The organism is Enterobacter bugandensis, assembly GCF_900324475.1.
Classification (GTDB): Bacteria; Pseudomonadota; Gammaproteobacteria; order Enterobacterales; family Enterobacteriaceae; genus Enterobacter; species Enterobacter bugandensis.
Genome location: NZ_LT992502.1, coordinates 1,219,979 through 1,237,922, shown reverse-complemented (window position 1 = coordinate 1,237,922; position 17,944 = coordinate 1,219,979). Strand labels below are relative to the sequence as shown.

18 protein-coding genes and 1 pseudogene are annotated in these 17,944 nt (G+C 56.6%); 11 read left to right on the top strand and 8 right to left on the bottom strand.

Features of this window, described 5'->3' with window-relative positions:
- Positions 1-205: 205 nt before the first annotated feature.
- Complete coding sequence (locus tag DG357_RS23285; RefSeq protein WP_108780325.1) at positions 206-367, top strand: hypothetical protein; 162 nt, start codon at positions 206-208, stop codon at positions 365-367.
- On the top strand, positions 330-785 hold the full coding sequence (locus DG357_RS05930) for a hypothetical protein (protein ID WP_059357462.1): 456 nt from the start codon (positions 330-332) through the stop codon (positions 783-785). The genes DG357_RS23285 and DG357_RS05930 overlap by 38 nt, the downstream gene beginning before the upstream one ends.
- Before the next feature lie 179 nt (positions 786-964).
- Here DG357_RS05930 and DG357_RS05925 read toward each other — a convergent pair whose 3' ends face one another.
- On the bottom strand, positions 965-1,537 hold the full coding sequence (locus DG357_RS05925) for a flavin reductase family protein (protein ID WP_028012260.1): 573 nt from the start codon (positions 1,535-1,537) through the stop codon (positions 965-967).
- 128 nt (positions 1,538-1,665) lie between these two features.
- On the opposite strand from DG357_RS05925, the gene DG357_RS05920 reads away from it, so the two are divergent.
- Positions 1,666-2,565: a LysR family transcriptional regulator gene (locus tag DG357_RS05920; protein WP_047367767.1), complete on the top strand. Its 900-nt coding sequence runs from the start codon at positions 1,666-1,668 to the stop codon at positions 2,563-2,565.
- Positions 2,566-2,735: 170 nt separating this feature from the next.
- Here the strand turns inward: DG357_RS05920 and DG357_RS05910 are convergent.
- Positions 2,736-2,888: pseudogene (locus DG357_RS05910) on the bottom strand (oxidoreductase); the annotation flags it as partial.
- A 448-nt stretch (positions 2,889-3,336) separates the two neighbouring features.
- On the opposite strand from DG357_RS05910, the gene DG357_RS05905 reads away from it, so the two are divergent.
- From DG357_RS05905 to DG357_RS05895, 3 genes are read left to right on the top strand one after another with little or no spacing between them, the layout of a single operon-like run.
- Entirely contained in the window at positions 3,337-3,828 is a 492-nt protein-coding gene (locus DG357_RS05905; RefSeq protein ID WP_088205191.1) for an Hcp family type VI secretion system effector, read from the top strand.
- 10 nt (positions 3,829-3,838) lie between these two features.
- The gene (locus DG357_RS05900) at positions 3,839-4,195 is read left to right on the top strand and encodes a tlde1 domain-containing protein (RefSeq protein ID WP_045325586.1); all 357 of its coding nucleotides are present in this window, start codon (positions 3,839-3,841) and stop codon (positions 4,193-4,195) included.
- Complete coding sequence (locus tag DG357_RS05895; RefSeq protein ID WP_088205192.1) at positions 4,192-4,626, top strand: hypothetical protein; 435 nt, start codon at positions 4,192-4,194, stop codon at positions 4,624-4,626. The genes DG357_RS05900 and DG357_RS05895 overlap by 4 nt, the downstream gene beginning before the upstream one ends.
- A gap of 53 nt (positions 4,627-4,679) precedes the next feature.
- Here the strand turns inward: DG357_RS05895 and DG357_RS05890 are convergent, their stop codons facing one another.
- The gene (locus tag DG357_RS05890; RefSeq protein ID WP_108780324.1) at positions 4,680-5,570 is read right to left on the bottom strand and encodes an oxidoreductase; all 891 of its coding nucleotides are present in this window, start codon (positions 5,568-5,570) and stop codon (positions 4,680-4,682) included.
- A gap of 105 nt (positions 5,571-5,675) precedes the next feature.
- Between DG357_RS05890 and DG357_RS05885 the strand changes: the two genes are divergently transcribed.
- Positions 5,676-6,797: a YbdK family carboxylate-amine ligase gene (locus DG357_RS05885; RefSeq protein WP_045260729.1), complete on the top strand. Its 1,122-nt coding sequence runs from the start codon at positions 5,676-5,678 to the stop codon at positions 6,795-6,797.
- Here DG357_RS05885 and DG357_RS05880 read toward each other — a convergent pair.
- The 3 genes from DG357_RS05880 to DG357_RS05870 form a co-directional block, all read right to left on the bottom strand.
- Positions 6,748-9,882 carry an efflux RND transporter permease subunit gene (locus DG357_RS05880; RefSeq protein ID WP_088205194.1) on the bottom strand — a complete coding sequence of 1,045 codons (3,135 nt, stop codon included), beginning with the start codon at positions 9,880-9,882 and terminating at the stop codon, positions 6,748-6,750. The genes DG357_RS05885 and DG357_RS05880 overlap by 50 nt on opposite strands.
- Positions 9,883-9,891: 9 nt before the next feature.
- A complete protein-coding gene (locus DG357_RS05875; protein WP_088205195.1) occupies positions 9,892-10,956 on the bottom strand; it encodes an efflux RND transporter periplasmic adaptor subunit in 1,065 nt (354 codons plus the stop codon).
- A gap of 83 nt (positions 10,957-11,039) precedes the next feature.
- Positions 11,040-13,748 (bottom strand): cation-transporting P-type ATPase, encoded by a 2,709-nt coding sequence (locus tag DG357_RS05870; RefSeq protein ID WP_162497083.1) that lies wholly within the window; start codon positions 13,746-13,748, stop codon positions 11,040-11,042.
- 488 nt (positions 13,749-14,236) lie between these two features.
- Here DG357_RS05870 and DG357_RS05865 point away from each other — a divergent pair, with 488 nt between their 5' ends.
- Positions 14,237-14,485, top strand: coding sequence for a DUF1158 domain-containing protein (locus tag DG357_RS05865; RefSeq protein ID WP_041910998.1), 249 nt, complete (start codon positions 14,237-14,239; stop codon positions 14,483-14,485).
- Between the two features lie 56 nt (positions 14,486-14,541).
- Here DG357_RS05865 and DG357_RS05860 read toward each other — a convergent pair whose 3' ends face one another.
- Both DG357_RS05860 and DG357_RS05855 read right to left on the bottom strand, forming a co-directional pair.
- Positions 14,542-14,883: a RamA family antibiotic efflux transcriptional regulator gene (locus DG357_RS05860; RefSeq protein ID WP_028012253.1), complete on the bottom strand. Its 342-nt coding sequence runs from the start codon at positions 14,881-14,883 to the stop codon at positions 14,542-14,544.
- A gap of 32 nt (positions 14,884-14,915) precedes the next feature.
- Complete coding sequence (locus DG357_RS05855) at positions 14,916-16,019, bottom strand: RomA family MBL fold metallo-hydrolase (protein ID WP_088205197.1); 1,104 nt, start codon at positions 16,017-16,019, stop codon at positions 14,916-14,918.
- 190 nt (positions 16,020-16,209) lie between these two features.
- Between DG357_RS05855 and DG357_RS05850 the strand changes: the two genes are divergently transcribed.
- From DG357_RS05850 to nfsB, 3 genes are all read left to right on the top strand, one after another.
- Positions 16,210-16,800 carry a TetR/AcrR family transcriptional regulator gene (locus DG357_RS05850; protein ID WP_028012251.1) on the top strand — a complete coding sequence of 197 codons (591 nt, stop codon included), beginning with the start codon at positions 16,210-16,212 and terminating at the stop codon, positions 16,798-16,800.
- Positions 16,790-17,158: an MmcQ/YjbR family DNA-binding protein gene (locus tag DG357_RS05845; protein WP_028012250.1), complete on the top strand. Its 369-nt coding sequence runs from the start codon at positions 16,790-16,792 to the stop codon at positions 17,156-17,158. The genes DG357_RS05850 and DG357_RS05845 overlap by 11 nt, the downstream gene beginning before the upstream one ends.
- A gap of 120 nt (positions 17,159-17,278) precedes the next feature.
- Complete coding sequence (gene nfsB, locus DG357_RS05840; protein WP_047367650.1) at positions 17,279-17,932, top strand: oxygen-insensitive NAD(P)H nitroreductase; 654 nt, start codon at positions 17,279-17,281, stop codon at positions 17,930-17,932.
- The last annotated feature ends 12 nt before the right edge of the window (positions 17,933-17,944 follow it).

Genomic DNA, 17,944 nt, shown 5'->3' with positions numbered 1-17,944 from the left:
CACCCGGCAATGCCGTTCTGGAAGCCGCCTCGCAAACCTGCAAGCAACCTTATGTAATTCAGGGGTATCCCCTTTCCTTCCTTTTTTCATCGCCGTAAAGTGCCTGCGTTGCGGCACATCCGTAACCGGGCGTAGGAACCCGCATAACATGACACGGCAATTATTTTTGTCGCGACAGCGCTCATCCCGTTAAAATACGGTCGCGCTGGCGGAGCAACCGAAAGGTTGGCCGTTAGTCATGTGCGGTATTCCTACCTCCGTCAGCGCAACCACCCATGAGCGTAGGAACTTATGTGGTGGTCTGGAGTACGTTTTAAAAGGAAAATCACATGACAACTATCCCTTCTCTGTCTTATGCACTTTCTGAAGAAAGTGCTGTTCATCACCTTCTCCACCTGCAACTGCCTGAGTCTGCGGATCTCTTTGAACTCGCTGATGCCTGCACTGCATATGTGAGCGTGCTGGTTGAAACGGACGACGCGGTGACTTTTGCCACCCTTTGCGAGCGACTGCTGGCTGCGCTGAAACGGCTGCGCGAGTGCTGTGACTCAGAACTTCCACCGTATCTGGTGGAACGGCTCATTGCGGGGGAAAAGATTACCTCCTGCGTGCCAGAGTGCTGGCAAGAAACGGCGCTACAGGTGGATTATGCCGTGGCGTTAACGCTGGCAGTAATGGGCGGGACATTACCTGCGAGCGTGGCGAAAGAACTCACCGGGCTGTTGCATGATATGGTCTGGCTGCTGGCGGAGTTTGTGAAGGAGCCTTATATAACGGCGCACTGAGGCGGGTGATAGGTGGCCGGGGTTCTGCTGGGGTAAAAAGCAGGACTTTGGCCTTACTCAAAGTACAGAGTAGTTTGTTGAATGTCCGTTAAGAGCGAAAAGCGGACATCTTAATTGTTTTTTTTGCTACTACCTCTATGTAGCCATGTTATATGGCTACATTTATACAGAAGTAAGGATTAGTCTTTTCCCGGACCATAATTAAATTTTGTACCTTTGCCAATGGCATAAAACTGTCCACCAGCTACGTAATGGACAGTACGTAATTCATCAGGCGCATCATCAAAAATCCAGTGCCCATTTCTGAAAACGCGGTCATCACTCCATGCTCCGACAATTTCCCCCAAGAACAAGTTGTGCTGCTTTTCATTTTCTTCATTGGGTATGACCTTACATACTAACCAGCCAGCGCAACCTTCAACTAGAGGCAGATCAAACTCTTTCTGATAAAATAGTGGGATTTTACTATTTTTATCTGGTGTGTCGGAATAACTGTGGCCTCCAGCATATAAAACCATTTCCATCTGATTTACTACTGGGATCTGGACAGCGTAATATCCGCTTTTTTCTACAAGCCCGCGAGTAAATGCCTGTGGACCTATAAAAGCCATCACTTTGTTATTGCCTACTAATCCCACCCAGGCCGCTGCCATGACATTTTCAATGCCATCATTTTTAGCCGATATCATCGTGGTTGGCCCGACCTGTAATAAACGATAGGCTTTGTTTAACTCTACTGGTTGAATTGACATAATTTACTCTTTTGAGTTCTGATAAAAAGTAAGACAGGTTACTTATTTGATTGTTCGATTATATGGCTGGAATAGTTGCAAATTAATTGCTATTATCAAAATACATTATTGCAAATTTCACAATAATCATGAACAAACTTGATGCACTAAAATTTTTCATCATCGCCTCTGAGACCTTGAACTTCCGCGAAGCAGCCATCAAACTGTCGGTTTCACCATCAGTAGTAACCCGAACAGTCGCTGAGTTGGAGAAACAACTTGGTGAACCTTTATTCAAACGCAATACTCGTTCGATCTTTCTCACCAGTTTCGGCGAACTATTTTTACCCCAAGCGAAGCGACTGCTGGAAGATTCTGAAAAATTATTTCAGATGGCGAAAGATGATAATGAAATGAAAGGTATTGTTCGCATCACATTACTTCGATTTCCAAATCATGAACAAATCTTGTATGAACTCTTGACTGCACTACGCCCCTATCCTGATTTATTTATTGACTGGCGTTTAGATATGATGAAACTTGATACTATTGAGCATCGTATCGATATAGGTATACGCGTAGGGCGAGAACCTAATCCAAACTTTATCATTAAAAACATCGGACAAGTTGAACATATTTTGGTTGCATCCCCTGAACTTATTGAGCGTCTGGGAGCACCTACTGATTTAGAAGATCTTCGACAGCGTTATCCATTTAGTGGTTTAATTAATCCTGAGACAGGAAAATCATTTGAGTTTATGAGTGACGCAGTGAACACTTTTGTCCCTCGTCATATTGAGTTTTATACTACAGACCCATACGCCGAAATTCAGGCTGCATTGGCCGGAAAAACGGTTGTACAATCCAGCGATTTTATCTGTAGGGAGTACTTAGCAAGCGGCCAACTTGTTCCCCCACTGCCAGAGCTCCGACAGGAGAAATGGCAACTTTATTTATATCGACCTTACCAGCTGATTACTCCCAAAAGGGTGACGGTCGTTTTCTCGCTATTAGAAAAAATATTACGCAAATATTTCACATCAAAATGATATTCTCCTCAACGTCTGCTGCTGGCACAGAGCGGACATTCATATTCATCTCCCTTCCTCTCTATCGGCCCGCCTCCACTCTCAGGTATGAATGCGTTTATCATTTTGTTTAGAAAAGCGATGGGCAGCACGGCCACCCATTACTTTGCCGAATGGAAAAACAGCGGCCGTTAGCCCGGCCCCTCGCTCCCCGCCGCCAGCAGCGGCACCACCACGTCGCTGATGGGCACCGCAATGCCGTGTTTGCGGCCGTAGCGCTGGATGACGCCGTTGCGGATATCCCACTTCATCGGGCGATCCGCCTGACGGTCGGCCAGGAATGACAGCATAAAAGATCTGCACTGGCAGCTAACCAGACGGCTATATAAGCATCGGAAGTAGGATTTTCTGCTTAACCTCTTTAACCGTTTCAGGCATGTCGCTAGGGATTTGCGGGTATTCTGACGAACCGTTATGAGCTTTTAACCAATCAATAAATCGTTAAATAGATATAAACCTAATAACAATCCAAATATTTATTAGACTTTCAATCAATATTTACTTAATTAATACTTAAGTAAAACCACGGCATTAAACATTAATAAATTTTCCAGTTTCAAACCGTAAGATCCCACATTTTCTTAATTTATATCAACGAAAATGCAGATCATTTCATATCCAAATCGTACAAAAATTGACGACCCACTTTATAAGCGCTAGCGTCACCATGGTTACCTAACCAACTTAACCAAAAGGCTTTTTCAGGATTTTCTTAAATGGAGTTTTATACAAATGGCTATTCCCGCTTATTTATGGCTCAAAGACGACGGTGGTGCCGACATCAAAGGCTCTGTCGATATACATGGTCGTGAAGGAAGTATTGAGTTAATCGCACTGAACCACGGCGTAATGCAACCCACGGACAAGCATAACGGCAAAGCAACAAGTCTTCGCGTCCATTCCCCTTATTCTTTCGATAAAGAGATCGACGCCTCCAGCCCCTATTTGTACAAGGCTGTCAGCACAGGTCAGAAGCTAAAATCCGCAGAGGTAAAGTTTTACCATATCAACGATGCCGGCCAGGAAGTGGAATATTTTTCCAGCCTTATGGAAGGAGTGACGATCGTCAGCGTCTGTCCAATGATGCTTGACGTCAAAGATCCTGACTATGAGAAACATAACCATCTTGAGCTGGTAGAACTGCTGTATGAAAAAATTACCTGGCGCTATGTCGACGGTAACATCATGCATTCTGATAGCTGGAATGATCGCAAAACGGCATAAGGAGAACGTTATGGTATGGAAGTATGAGCAGTCTACCGGCAAGATGTATAAAGACGGCAAATTAATTGAAACCGGATATTCCGGAGCTCTTACGAATAAAAACAACCCGGACCGTCAGCATGTAAAGGGACTGGGGCCACTGCCTCGCGGGACATATAAAATCGCGGGTCATTCGAATTCAAAAGGACCAATTACAATCATCCTTGAGCAAACCTCCGGAGAGAGTTTTGGTCGCTCAGAATTCCGCATTCATGGTGACCACAAGTATGGTCCAGCCGGGTTTGCATCAGAGGGGTGCATCATTCTCTCACTGTCAACGCGACGTAAAATCCTTCGTGACGGCGGTGACCTTGAGGTCGTGCGATGAAATACCCTATCGTACTCCTGCTATGTGCGCTCGCCGTCCCAGCCATTGCAGCCAGCACTGACTGGTCATCAGCACTTAATGGAATCGCCTCTGGTGATGCACACTGGATTGAGCAAGCTCCTACCCTGTCTGCTACGGCTGACGTCAAGCAGGCGCAACAGCTGGAGGACGCCTTAGCCGCAGCGCTCATAACAAACACGAACGCAACGCTGAAAGCGCTCCGCGCCATTGACGCCGGAAAGTGGCCGCACATGGTAGGCAGCGATATTGTCTGCACGCCGCCTTTAGAGAAATCCCCCGAAGAAATCGACGCGTTCTATCAGCGTACCCGCCGGGCGCTGCTGGAAACGTTTGAGGGTGCTCAGTGCCTCTGGATTCTGGAGGCAACCATGGAAGAGTTGAAAGCAGAGAAAGCCCGTCAGGCTAAGTAGAGACGCTACCCGGCGCACAACGGCCGGGTCTTTCCTTCACTCCAGACCCAGGCTCATCCCGGCCCCTCACTCCCCGCCGCCAGCAGCGGCACCACTACATCGCTGATGGGCACCGCAATGCCGTGCCTGCGGCCGTAGCGCTGGATGACGCCGTTACGGATATCCCACTCCATCGGGCGATCCGCCTGACGGTCAGCGAGAATCGACGTACCCAAATCCACGGGCGCGCGTTGGAAGTTCGCCAGGATCTCCTGCGCCACGTCATCGTTCAGCTTCGCCCCTTCAGCGCGGGCGACGGTCAGCCCTTCGCGCAGGTAGGCCAGCGCCAGCTCGCTGACATCCTCGCGCCTGAACATCCCGGCGCGGCGGTTGGCCAGCACCATCAGCCCGGCGACCGCGTTTTGCAGCAGCTTGCGCCAGGCGACGGTGGCGAAATCTTCCGAGAGCTCAACCGCGCAGCGCGTATCACGAAGCGCTTCGACCACCCGCTGCGCCTGGGGCTCGTCCGGCAGCGTCAGGCGCGGTTTGGCGCGCAGCCAGACGGAGGCATCCGGCTCGCGCTGCGCCGGGAACCAGACCACCGACGGCAGCACCGTTGCGCCACTGACCAATGGCTCAAGCTGCGCCTTCTGCTCTACGCCGTTTTGCAGCGCGCAGACCACGGTGTTTTCATCGCACAGCGCGCGCAGCCATCCGGCGCTGTCGGAATTTTGCGTCGTTTTTACCGCCACAAAAACAAGATCTGCGGGGCGAGTAATGACGGACGGATCGGTGAATACCGGACCGGGCACAACCGTTTCCCCCTCGTCGTAACGCAGGCGTAATTCCGGATGCGCGGTGCGTCCGCAGAGCAGCGGCATGCGGCCAGCGTCATGCAACACCGCGGCAATGGTGGTGCCAATCGCGCCGGGACCAATCAGCGCAATAACTGGATTCTCAGACATGGTTAACCCCTCTTTTCGCTAAGCCTGCTAACAGTTATACCACCCTGAAAAGTGAGCGCCACGTCGTTGTCTATACTCAACACACAACAGACAACGGAGTGCGCCATGCCTTTACCTGATTTCAAATCCTCTGAACCGTTCACCCTCGGCATCGAACTCGAACTGCAGGTGGTTAACCCGCCGGGCTACGATCTGAGCCAGGACTCCTCTGCCCTCATCGCCGCCGTCAAAGACGACATCAAAGGCGGTGAAGTCAAACACGATATCACCGAAAGCATGCTCGAAATCGCCACCGGCGTGTGCCAGAACATTGACCAGGCGGCGGCGCAGTTCTCGGTGATGCAGCAGAGCATCCTGCGCGCGGCGGCGGAGCAGCATATTCAGATCTGCGGCGGCGGGACCCATCCGTTCCAGAAGTGGCAGCGTCAGGAGGTGTGCGACGACGAGCGCTATAACGTCACGCTGGAGCGCTTTGGCTATCTGATTTTGCAGGCAACGGTGTTCGGACAGCACGTGCACGTCGGCTGCCGGACCGGGGATGACGCCATTTACCTCCTGCACGGCCTGTCGCGCTTTGTGCCGCACTTTATCGCCCTGGCGGCCGCCTCGCCGTACATGCAGGGCACCGACACGAAGTTCTCCTCGTCGCGGCTCAATATCTTTTCGGGGTTCCCGGATAACGGCCAGATGCCGTGGGTTAACAGCTGGCAGGAGTTCGAGGGGCTGTTCCGCCGCCTGAGCGCTACCAGCATGATCGACAGCATTAAAGATCTGCACTGGGACATCCGCCCCAGCCCGCACTTTGGCACCGTTGAGGTACGGGTGATGGATACCCCGCTGACGCTCGGCCACGCGATTAATATCGCCGGGCTGATCCAGGCCACGTCCCACTGGCTGCTGACCACGCGGCCGTATAAGCATCAGGAGCGGGATTTTCTGCTGTACCGCTTTAACCGTTTTCAGGCGTGTCGCTACGGGCTGGAGGGGGTTCTGACGGACGTGCATACCGGCGAGCACAAAACCGTGGCGGACGATATCGCCTGGCTGCTGGAGCAGGTTGCGCCGTCGGCCGAGAAGCTCGGCGCAACGAGCGCAATTAATGAAATTGCCCTGCTGTTAAAGCAGGGCAAGAGCGAGGCGCAGCGCATGCGGGACTTCATCGCCGACGGCGGCTCGCTTATTTCTCTGGTTCAGAAGCACTGCGAGCTGTGGGCGACGAGTCCGTAAGGCCGTGGCCCCACTCGCGCAGGCGCTGGAACAGCACGAACAGCGCGGGGATAAACACAATCCCTACCACGGTTGCCACCAGCATGCCGCTGAACACCGTAGTGCCAATGATGCGGCGGCTCTGGGCACCCGCCCCGGTCGCCAGCATCATCGGCAGGACGCCGATGATGAACGACACGGCGGTCATCATCACCGCGCGGAAGCGGCGCGATGCCCCTTCCCGCGCGGCATCGACAATCGCCATCCCGTCCATCCGCCGCGCGCGAGCGAACTCCACAATAAGAATCGCGTTTTTCGCCGCTAACGCGATCAGCAAGACCAGACCGATCTGGACGTATACGTCGTTGGCGTAGCCCGCCAGCCACAGCCAGACCAGCGCCCCGCCGATGGCGAACAGCACCGAAAGCATCACGCTCGCCGGGAGCGTCCAGCTCTCGTACTGGGCGACGAGGAACAGCCACGCCATCACCACCGCCGCCAGCACAATCCATACCGCCTGGTTGCCGGTCTGCTGCTCCTGATACGACATGCCGCTCCAGGCGTAGTCGTACCCGGCAGGCAGGCTCTGCGCCAGAATTTCGCCCATCGCCGCCATCGCGGTGCTGCTGCTTACCCCTTCCGCTGCCGAACCGCTTACCGATACCGACGGGAACTGGTTGTACTGCTGAATAAATGGCGCGCCGACGGTCGGCGTGATGGTGACGAGGTTGCTCAGACGCACCCGCTCGCCGCTGTTGCTGCGTACGAACAGCTCGCTGATTTGCTCCGCGCGCTCGCGCCACTGCATCTCATTCTGCATCACCACGTGGTAGACGCGGTTGTTGACGCTGAAATCCCCGGCGCGGGTGCCGCCGAAGGCGGTTTGCAGACTGCTGAAGATGCGCGACACCGGCACGTCGAGCCGGGCCGCACGCTCGCGGTCAACGGTCAGCGTCAGCTGCGGCACGTTGCTGCTCCAGGTGGTGAACACGCGGCTCAGCTGCGGATGCTGGTTGGCTTTTGCCAGCACCTCACGCGTGACGCGCTCCAGCTCCGCCGGGCTCTGCCCTGCCTGCGCCTGAATGCGCAGGTCGAAGCCAGAGGCGTTGCCCAGCCCCGGCAGCGTCGGCGGCGCGAAGGTTATGATGGTCGCTTCCGGCAGGGCCAGCAGCTGGCGCTGAAGGGTGCCCATCACCTCGTCCAGCGGCGGGCGCTCGCTCCAGTTCTTCAGCATGATGGAGATAAACCCGCCGTTGGAGGCGCTGGTGCCGTTGAGGATGTTAAACCCGGAGACCTGAATCACGTCTTCCACCGCCGGGTTTTTAGCGATCAGCTCGCGCGCGGTAGCCATCACCGCTTCGGTGCGCTCCAGCGAGGCCGCTTCCGGCAGCTGGACGCTGGCGAAGAAGTAGCCCTGATCTTCCTGGGGCAGGAAGCCCTTTGGCATCGACATAAAGCTGAACGCCACCACCGCCGCCGCGCCTGCGGTGGCCAGCAGCGCCAGCCACGGACGCCGGTTGAATACGCTCACTATCCGGGTATAAAGCGTGCGCGTGGCGTCCAGCCCACGGTTGAACCCACGGAAAATGGCGGCAGGCTTCGCCGGACGCGGGCGCAGTAGCATCGCGCAGAGCGCGGGCGTCAGGGTCAGCGCCACCAGGCTTGAGAGCGTGACGGCGGTGGAGAGCGTCACCGCGAACTGGCGGTACAGCTCGCCCACAATTCCCGGCAGGAGCGCAACCGGCACAAACACCGCCAGCAGCACCAGCGTGGTAGCAATCACCGGCCCGGCGATCTGGCGCAGCGCCAGCGCGGTCGCCGCCGTGCGGCTCTGTCCTTCCGCCATCAGGGTTTCGACGCTTTCCACCACCACGATGGCATCATCCACCACCATGGTCAGCGCCAGAATAATGGCGAACAGGCTCAGCGTGTTGGCGGAGTAGCCGAGCGCGTAGAGCACCGCAAAGGTGCCCACCAGAGACACCGGAATGGCGAGGGCGACAATCAGCGTCGCGCGCCAGCTTTGCAGGAACAGGGAAACGACCACCACAACCGCCAGCATGGTCAGCGCCAGCGAGACGCCAATCTCTTTAATGGTGGCGGCAACAAAGGTGGTGGTGTCGAATTTTACCTCGTAGACCAGGTCGTCCGGGAAGCGCGTCGAGAGACGCTCCAGCTCCGCGCGCACCGCGTCGGCCACGCGCAGGGCGTTGGCGGACGGCGTTGGGTAGATGCCAAGGTAAGCAGAGTCATGCCCGTTCAGCTGTGCGCCCGAGCTGTAGCTGCGCGAGCCGAGCTCGATGGTGGCGACGTCCTTCATGCGCACCAGCTGGCCCATCTCCCCGGCGCGAATAATGATGTCGGCAAAGTCTTCGGCCTGGCTTAAGCGCCCCAGCCCGTTGATGGTCAGCGTCTGCTGCTGGCCGTTGAATACCGGTGGCGTACCGATCTGGCCCGCCGCTCCCTGCACGTTCTGCTCGCGCAGCGCCTGCGCCACGTCATCGGTGGTCACGTTCAGGGCGTTCATGCGGTCCGGACGCAGCCAGATGCGCATGCTGTAGTCCCGCGCGCCAAACATCTGCACCTGTCCCACGCCCGGCAGACGCGACAGCGCCTCGCGCACCTGCGTGCTGGCGTAGTTGCTGACAAACAGCGGCGTGTGGGTGTTGTTCGGTGAGTAAAGGCTTACACCCATCATCAGGTTGGTGGCGCGCTTGCGCACCTGCACGCCGTTTTGCTGTGCCTCGGTCGGCAGCTGCGCCACGGCCTGCGCCACGCGGTTTTGCACGTCGATGGCAGCAAGGTCCGGATCGGTCCCCGCCGCAAAGGTGATGTTCAGGCTGTAGGTGCCTTCATCCGAGCTGGTGGACTCCATATAGAGCATATGATCCACCCCGTTAAGCTGCGTCTCCAGCGGCGTGGCGATGGCCTCCGCCACGTCAGCCGAGCTGGCGCCCGGCCAGCTGGCGGACACATTCACCACTGGCGGGGTGATCTGCGGGTACTGCTCCACCGGAATAATCCTCAGCGCGATGGCCCCCAGCAGGGTGATGACCAGCGCAATCACCATCGCGAAGCGCGGGCGTTTGATAAAAAACGTCAGCATGATGGCTCCTTAATTGAGTATCTGGACGGCAGCGCCGGGCTGCACGCGCTGCGCGCCGTCGGTAATCGCTCGCTCACCGGGCTTCACGCCGGAGGCAATCTGAAACTGCTGGCCGATATGCCCGGCCACGCTCAGCGGGCGCCTTTCGGCTTTGCCGTCGGCGTTAACGACCCAGGCAAAGTAGCCGTCGCCGTTCTGCTGGACCGCGGCGGCAGGCAGCGTCAGCACCGGCAGCTCGCTCGCCGGACGCAGGTAGACATTCACGTTGCCGCCGGGCAGCAGCTGGTGGCGCGGGTTAGCGAACTCGGCGCGCAGCATCACGCTGGCGGTGCGCGGATCGATCCGGTTGTCCACGGACGTCAGTTCCCCGCCGACGCGCTGACCGTTGCTGTCGATCAGCGCCTGCCAGGCCTGCTTCATGGCGCTGATATCCGCGTGCTGTCCGGCTTTGGTGGCAAACGCCCCCTCCTCCAGCGCAAAGGCGATGCGGATGGGATCGAGCTGCACCACCTCCACCAGCACGCCGCTGGCAGGATTCACCAGGCTGCCCACGTGGAACTGGCTGTGGCCCACGCGACCGTCAATCGGCGAGGTGATGCGGGTGTAGTTCAGGGTGACGCTGCGGGTGTCGAGCCGGGCTTTCGCCTGCTCCAGCGCGGCGCTCGCCACGTCGCGCTGCATGCGGGCGTTGTCCACGTCGTGACGGCTGATGGCGTTGCTGCTGCCCAGGCTTTCGAAGCGGGAAAGCTGCTGCTGCGCCTGACGCAGCGTGGCTTCAGCGCTTCTCACTTCAGCCTGCGCCAGACGCAGGGCAGCGCGCGGCTCGGCGTCGTCCAGCTCGAACAGCACGTCGCCTTTTTTCACGTACTGCCCGTCGCGGAAGTTGATTTTCGTTATCACGCCTTCCGTGCGTGCGCGCAGTTCAACGGTGTGAATGGCTTCGATGCGTCCCGGGATCTGGCGCTCGGCGGCGTGGGCGGTCTGCTCCACGGTGGCGACGCGAACGGGGACCGCGGCGGCGAAGACGGGTTGCAGGGTACTGACAAGAAGTGCGAACAGGAGTGGAAGTTTCATGGGAGTACCTCAGCGTTGTTTCTCCCCTCACCCCGGCCCTCTCCCCAAAGAGGCGAGGGTTAGGGTGAGGGGTAAGATTTTCGTTATGCAGCCTTACGGAACCTGCGGGTCAGTCGCTTCTCGATTTCGACGACGAAGAACATCACCCCAGCCACCGCCAGCGTCACGAACCAGTAGCGCAGCGGCAGCGCTTCGGTGCCGAACAGCATCTGCATAAACGGCAGGTAGATAATGGCCGCCTGGAGCAGGAACAGTACGCCCGTCACCAGCCAGATCCCTTTGTTCGCCAGCAGGCCGCGGTTGAGGGAGAACCCTTCGGTGTTGCGGCAGTTAATCATGTACACCCACTGGGCGCAGACCAGCATCTGCAGCAGCACGGTGCGGATGAACTCCGCGCTGTGGCCGCGCGGGGCCAGCCAGGCTTCAAGCGCAAAGGCGGCGATGGCAATCATGGTGCCGACGAAGGCCACGCGCCACACGGCGTAGGCGTCCATTACGTGCTGCCCGGTCTGGCGCGGCGGGCGGCGCATGATGTTGCGCTCGGCGGCCTCAAAGGCCAGGCCGAAGGAGAGCGTGGCGGAGGTCGCCATGTTCATCCACAAAATCAGCACCGGCGTTAGCGGAATGATGTTCCCCGCCAGCAGCGCAATCACAATCAGCAGCCCCTGCGCCAGGTTGGTCGGCATGATGAACAGGATGGTTTTCTTCAGGTTGTCGTAAACGCGACGCCCCTCTTTCACCGCGCTGGCGATGGTGGCGAAGTTATCGTCCGTCAGGACCATGTCCGCCGCCTCTTTGGTGACTTCCGTGCCTTTGATGCCCATCGCGATGCCGACGTCCGCCTGGCGCAGCGCCGGGGCATCGTTTACGCCGTCGCCGGTCATGCCGACGATTTCGCCTTTATCCTGCAACGCTTTCACCAGGCGCAGCTTATGCTCCGGGCTGGTACGGGCGAAGATGTCATACTTCACCGCCGCTTCCGCCAGCTCGGCATCGTCCATTTTCTCCAGCTGATAGCCGGTGACCGCCTGCTCGCTGTTGCTGATCCCCAGCATCTGGCCGATGCTCATCGCCGTCTGCGGGTGATCGCCGGTGATCATCTTGACGCGGATCCCCGCCTGCTGGCAGGCGTTAATCGCATCAATCGCTTCCGGGCGCGGCGGATCCATCATTCCGGCGATGCCGAGGAAGATCAGGCCGTGGCTCAGGTCGTCGTGCGTCAGCTCCTGCCCGCCGTTCGCTGGCTTGAACGCCGCAGCGACCATGCGCAGCCCCTGACGCGCATAGCGCTCCATCTCCGTTTCCCAGTACGCACGGTTGAACGCTTGCGCACCGTTACGCGTCTGCTGCTGGTTGCACAGGGCGAAAATGACGTCCGGCGCGCCGGTAATCAAAATCTGCTCCTCACCGCCAATCTGGTAGTGGGTGCTCATGTACTTGTACTGAGAATCGAACGGGATCTTGTTAATCAGCGTGGTCGCCACCGGCTCAAGGCTGGCCTTCGCCGCCAGCACCTTCAGCGCGCCCTCGGTCGGCCCACCGGTAATGCCCCACAGGCCGCGCTCGTCCTGAATCAGCTGGCTGTCGTTGCACAGGTCAAAGGTGCGCAGATACTGCTCCAGGACGGTGCCCGGCTGGATCTGCACCGGCTCGTCGCTGCCTTCCAGGTAGATATTGCCTACCGGCTCGTAGCTGTTGCCGTCCACGCGGTAGCAGACGTCGGCGGTGATGATGGCTTTTACCGTCATCTCGTTCATGGTCAGGGTCCCGGTTTTATCCGAGCAGACCACGGTCATCGCGCCCAGGGTTTCAACCGTCGGCAGCTTGCGGATAATCGCCCGTTTGCGCGCCATCGCCTGCACGCCCAGGGAGAGGATGATGGAGATAATCGCCGGCAGACCTTCCGGTACGGAGGCAACCGCCAGGCTGATCAGGGAGAGCAGCAGCTCGCCCATCGGGATCTCGCGGAACATCAGGCTGAAGACGAACAGCGCGGCCATCATCGCCAGAATAATGACGAAGATGGCTTTACCCAGCTTGTCCATCTGCACCAGCAGCGGGGTGCGGTGCTTTTCAATGCCCGCCATCATCTGGTTGATGTGGCCGAGCTCCGTATCCTTACCGGTGGCAATGACCACGCCGATGCCGCCGCCTGCGCTCACGGTCGTCCCGGAAAAGACCATATTGGTGCGGTCGCCCAGCGGTAATTCGCCGCTCAGCGGATTCGTGTGTTTATCCACCACGGTGGACTCACCGGTCAGAATCGCCTCCTCCACGCGTAAATTATGCGCCTCGATTAAACGCATATCCGCCGGAATACGATCCCCCGCGCGCAATACAATAATATCGCCCGGAACTATTTCCGTCGTCGGTATGGTTTCATGGTTGCCGTTACGAATAACGCGCGCCTCACTGGAAAGCATATTGCGAATACTCTTCAGCGATTTTTCTGCGTTGCTTTCCTGAATATGGCCAATTAGCGCATTGATGACCGCCACGCCCAAAATTACCAGCGTATCGACCCAGTGACCCATTACCGCCGTTAATACCGCGGCGGCCAGCAGAACGTAAATCAGCACATCGTTAAAATGGGCCAAAAAACGCAGCCAGGCGGGTTTGCCTTTTTTCTCCGGCAGCGCGTTCGGCCCTGTTTTTTGCAGACGCGCCTGCGCCTCTGCACGATCCAGACCGCTGGCCTGGCTCTGCACGTGGGTAAGCACCTGCTCTGCGGTCTGCTGGTATGCCAGCCCGCCGGAAGGCGGCACGTTTGGGGAGTATTTTTTTTCAGTCATCATATTTTTCCTTCAATATCCGGTGAACAGAAGCCTGAATTCCTTTCTGGCTTAAATAAATTGATTTTAAAGTCTTGCGGGTAAAATTGATCTACCGCAATATATTTACCACTGGGTTATTCAAAATTGATAAAAATTATTTCGACGAGCTGATTTTTACAAAATATTTCTAAACCAATCCTAAACGAGGGGGAACCATGTTTGGTATTTATCGCGGACGGCGCCTGGCGTTATACATTGTCGCAGCCATTGTTATTGCGACGTTAATTGGATATAGCACCTATATGTTTGTAAAATTATTTTCGTGATGCAGACATTTATTTACATAGCGCGATATTAATTTAATCATCAGGATTAAATTATTCTCCTTCCGCGCATTATTCTTCGTGGGATGGAATTATTTAATTTAAAAAGGGCCGCCGGGTTGATATTGCTTTACGTTAAAGGATGCCGGACAATGACATTTTTAACTGACGATTAACATTACGATGAAACACCCGTTGGAATCGCTGCTGACTGCGGGGGGCATTTTATTGATGGCCCTGATCTCTTGCTTACTGCTACCCGCGCCGTCGCTGGGTCTGGTGCTGGCGCAGAAGCTGGTTCAAACCTTTCATATGGTCGACCTGAACCAGCTCTACACCATTTTGTTCTGCGTGTGGTTTTTACTGCTCGGCGCTATCGAATTCTTCATCCTGCGTTTCGTCTGGCGCCGCTGGTTTTCACTGGCGTCGTAGGCCAATAAAAAAGCCGGGTAGCAGCGATGCCTTACCCGGCCTTTGTTTCGTCAATTTCAATGCGCCCGACTATGGTTCTCTTTGCGGTAAGCCCCGGGCGGCTGATGGAAGGTGCGGGTAAAGATGCGCGTAAACGTCTGCTGCGATTCAAAGCCGTAGCGCAGGCAGATTTCGTACACGCGCTCGTCAGATTCACGCAGATCCCGCGCCGCCAGCAGCAGCTTGCGCTCGCGGATGTAGCGCCCCAGGCTTTCGCCTTTGTACTGCATAAACAGCCGCTGTAAATGCCACTTGGAGTAACCCGCGTGGCGGGCGATCTCTTCGATGCGTAGCGGCTGGTGTAGGTTGTCATCGATCCATTCGACAATCGTATCAATGACCTGAGCGGAAATCGTCATGCTGCTCTCCCCCTCTGTTTCTTGGTTCAACATTATTCCCACCACTCACGAAATTGTTGCGTGCTATCGCTCACCCGGACCGGCTCACCGAGTTCCGGCGTCAGCAGCCGATAATTTTTGTCCTTGCTGGCCCGCGCCAGCTGGATCAGCGGATCGTTCCAGGTGTGTTTCGCCAGCACGAAGCGTCCGTTATGCCCCGGCACCACCGCTTTCGCATTGAGGTCCGCCGAGGCCTGCGCCGTTTCATCCGGCAGCATGTGGATGTACTTCCAGTCCTGGTCGTACTGGCCGTTTTCCATGATGGCTAAATCCACTTCACCAAACTGTTCGCCGATGGCCTTAAAGTGCGGGCCATAACCGGAATCGCCGCTGTAGTAGACCTTCTGCTCTGGCGTGACAAACATGAAGCTGCCCCACAGGGTCTGGTCACGCTTAATGCCGCGCCCCGAGAAGTGGCGCGCGGGCAGGACATGAACCGTCAGCGCATCGCTGATGTGCACCGACTGGTTCCAGTCCCGTTCGTCGATAATCTTAGGCTTCATTCCCCAGTAGCGCAGGTGGGATCCCACGCCGAGCGGCGTAACGACGCGCTTCACCTTCGGCAGTAGCGCCCGGATGGTGGCGTAGTCCAGATGGTCGTAGTGATCGTGCGAGATAATCAGCAGGTCGATTTCCGGCATGCTCTCCGCGCGCCACGGATACTCTCCCGCAAACGCTTTATTGAGGAACGAGAACGGCGCGGCGTAGTTGCCGAGGACCGGGTCGATCAGAATGCGTTTTCCCGCCAGCTGCATATACCACGAGGAGTGGCCGAGCCACACCAGCGTATCCTGCTCCAGAGGCAGGCTCGCCAGATCGGTTTTCACCAGCGGCAGCGGCTGCGCCGGACGAGCGTTTTCGGTTTTACGGGTCAGGAACTGCCACCACGCCACCAGCATGTTTTGCTGCCCGGTAAAGCCAGGCGTCGGGAGCGCGTTGTGGAACTTCCCGTCGCGATAGTGCGGAGAAGCCTCCACTTCCGTAAGCTGCGCACCCTGCGGCGGCTGGCCAAATCCGGCATTCAGAACAAACGGTAAACTCGCAGTTGAAGCAATAATCATGAGGAACACCACGCAGATGAAGAGAGGCTTTTTCATATCCTGACCCGAAAACGCGCGCCATCCGATGGTTTACGCGAGGGAAACTTGATTATGAGTGAGTAAGCACTCATTATAGATATGATGATAAAGTCGTCAAGACGTTTTCGATCTTTGACATTCCGCGTTGCAGCGTGTCAAAGCACGTGTTTCAATCAGGGTTTTTATAATTGAAAGGGGGAAAAATTTAGTGGCACGTCCGAAGAGTGAAGATAAAAAACAGGCCTTACTGGAAGCCGCGACGGTGGCATTTGCACAGTCAGGTATTGCCGCCTCAACGGCGTTAATTGCCCGGAATGCGGGCGTCGCTGAAGGCACGCTGTTTCGCTACTTTGCTACTAAAGACGATCTGCTGAATGCCCTTTACCTGCACCTCAAGCAGGATCTCTGCCAGACCATGCTGGCGAACCTCGATCGCACCCTCACGCTTCCTAAAGAGCATACCCGCAATATCTGGAACAGCTACGTGGACTGGGGGATTCGTAACCCCGTGGCGCATGCGGCGATCCGCCAGATTGGCGTCAGTGAAAAGCTGAGCGCTGAAACGGAACAGGCGGTGAAAGAGATGTTCCCGGAACTTCACGAGCTATGCCGCCGTTCGGTGCGCCCGGTGTTTATGTCCGATGAATTCAAAACGTTTGGCGATGCGCTTTTCTTATCGCTGGCGGAAACCACCATGGAGTTTGCCACCCGCGATCCGTCCCGCGCCACCGATTTTAAAGCGCTGGGTTTCGAAGCCATGTGGCGCGGGCTGGCTCAGGAGGATAACGATGGACAGTAAATCCCTGCAGGCGCACGCAAAACGCGTCGCACTGGAGATGCCTTTCACCGAACACTGCTGGCCGTTTGGCCCCGAGTACGACGTGTTTAAGGTGGGCGGGAAAATTTTTATGCTGATGGCCACCGCGCACGGACGCCCCCACGTTAGCCTGAAATCCGACCCGGAAAAATCCCTGTTAAATCAGCAGATTTACCGTGGCGTTGAGCCGGGCTACCACCTCAATAAAAAACACTGGATTTCGCTCTACGGCACCGAGGACATCACGCCAGAACTGGTCGCCGACCTGATCGAGGATTCGTGGAACCTGGTCGTCGATAAGCTGCCGAAAAAAGACCAGAAATGGATACGCCCTGCCTGATTGTTCGTCTGCGCCGAACAGTATAACCGCTCGAATCGCACTTATCTTTTGCCGCTTCGCGCGGTAATCTGCTCTCCTTTCGCGCCCGCGCACGGGCGAATTTCATTACCAGGAGTAGTCATGGATATCATTTCTGTCGCCCTGAAACGCCACTCTACCAAGGCGTTCGACCCAACCAAAAAACTGACCGCTGAAGAAGCAGAGAAAATCAAAACCCTGCTGCAGTACAGCCCTTCCAGCACCAACTCCCAGCCGTGGCACTTCATTGTGGCCAGCACCGAGGAAGGAAAAGCCCGCGTGGCAAAATCCGCCGCAGGCACTTACGTGTTCAACGAACGCAAAATGCTGGACGCCTCTCACGTGGTGGTGTTCTGCGCGAAAACCGCGATGGACGACGCCTGGCTGGAACGCGTTGTCGACCAGGAAGAGGCCGATGGCCGTTTCAACACGCCGGAAGCTAAAGCCGCGAACCATAAGGGCCGCACCTACTTCGCCGACATGCACCGCGTGGATCTGAAAGATGACGACCAGTGGATGGCGAAACAGGTTTACCTGAACGTCGGTAACTTCCTGCTGGGCGTGGGCGCGATGGGTCTGGACGCGGTGCCGATTGAAGGCTTTGACGCGGCGATTCTGGATGAAGAGTTTGGTCTGAAAGAGAAAGGCTTCACCAGCCTGGTGGTGGTGCCGGTTGGGCATCACAGCGTGGAAGATTTTAACGCCACGCTGCCGAAATCTCGCCTGCCGCTGAGCACGATTGTGACCGAGTGCTGATTCAAACGGGTC

Bases quoted from the DNA above. Each gene is read 5' to 3' on its own strand.
- DG357_RS05875 (WP_088205195.1), bottom strand. From the start codon at position 10,956: ATGAAACTTCCACTCCTGTTCGCACTTCTTGTCAGTACCCTGCAACCC.
- DG357_RS05900 (WP_045325586.1), top strand. From the start codon at position 3,839: ATGGTATGGAAGTATGAGCAGTCTACCGGCAAGATGTATAAAGACGGC.
- nfsB (WP_047367650.1), top strand. From the start codon at position 17,279: ATGGATATCATTTCTGTCGCCCTGAAACGCCACTCTACCAAGGCGTTC.
- DG357_RS05890 (WP_108780324.1), bottom strand. From the start codon at position 5,570: ATGTCTGAGAATCCAGTTATTGCGCTGATTGGTCCCGGCGCGATTGGC.
- DG357_RS05895 (WP_088205192.1), top strand. From the start codon at position 4,192: ATGAAATACCCTATCGTACTCCTGCTATGTGCGCTCGCCGTCCCAGCC.
- DG357_RS05855 (WP_088205197.1), bottom strand. From the start codon at position 16,019: ATGAAAAAGCCTCTCTTCATCTGCGTGGTGTTCCTCATGATTATTGCT.
- DG357_RS05925 (WP_028012260.1), bottom strand. From the start codon at position 1,537: ATGTCAATTCAACCAGTAGAGTTAAACAAAGCCTATCGTTTATTACAG.
- DG357_RS05905 (WP_088205191.1), top strand. From the start codon at position 3,337: ATGGCTATTCCCGCTTATTTATGGCTCAAAGACGACGGTGGTGCCGAC.
- DG357_RS05920 (WP_047367767.1), top strand. From the start codon at position 1,666: ATGAACAAACTTGATGCACTAAAATTTTTCATCATCGCCTCTGAGACC.
- DG357_RS05860 (WP_028012253.1), bottom strand. From the start codon at position 14,883: ATGACGATTTCCGCTCAGGTCATTGATACGATTGTCGAATGGATCGAT.
- DG357_RS05865 (WP_041910998.1), top strand. From the start codon at position 14,237: ATGAAACACCCGTTGGAATCGCTGCTGACTGCGGGGGGCATTTTATTG.
- DG357_RS05885 (WP_045260729.1), top strand. From the start codon at position 5,676: ATGCCTTTACCTGATTTCAAATCCTCTGAACCGTTCACCCTCGGCATC.
- DG357_RS05845 (WP_028012250.1), top strand. From the start codon at position 16,790: ATGGACAGTAAATCCCTGCAGGCGCACGCAAAACGCGTCGCACTGGAG.
- DG357_RS05930 (WP_059357462.1), top strand. From the start codon at position 330: ATGACAACTATCCCTTCTCTGTCTTATGCACTTTCTGAAGAAAGTGCT.
- DG357_RS05870 (WP_162497083.1), bottom strand. From the start codon at position 13,748: ATGACTGAAAAAAAATACTCCCCAAACGTGCCGCCTTCCGGCGGGCTG.
- DG357_RS05880 (WP_088205194.1), bottom strand. From the start codon at position 9,882: ATGCTGACGTTTTTTATCAAACGCCCGCGCTTCGCGATGGTGATTGCG.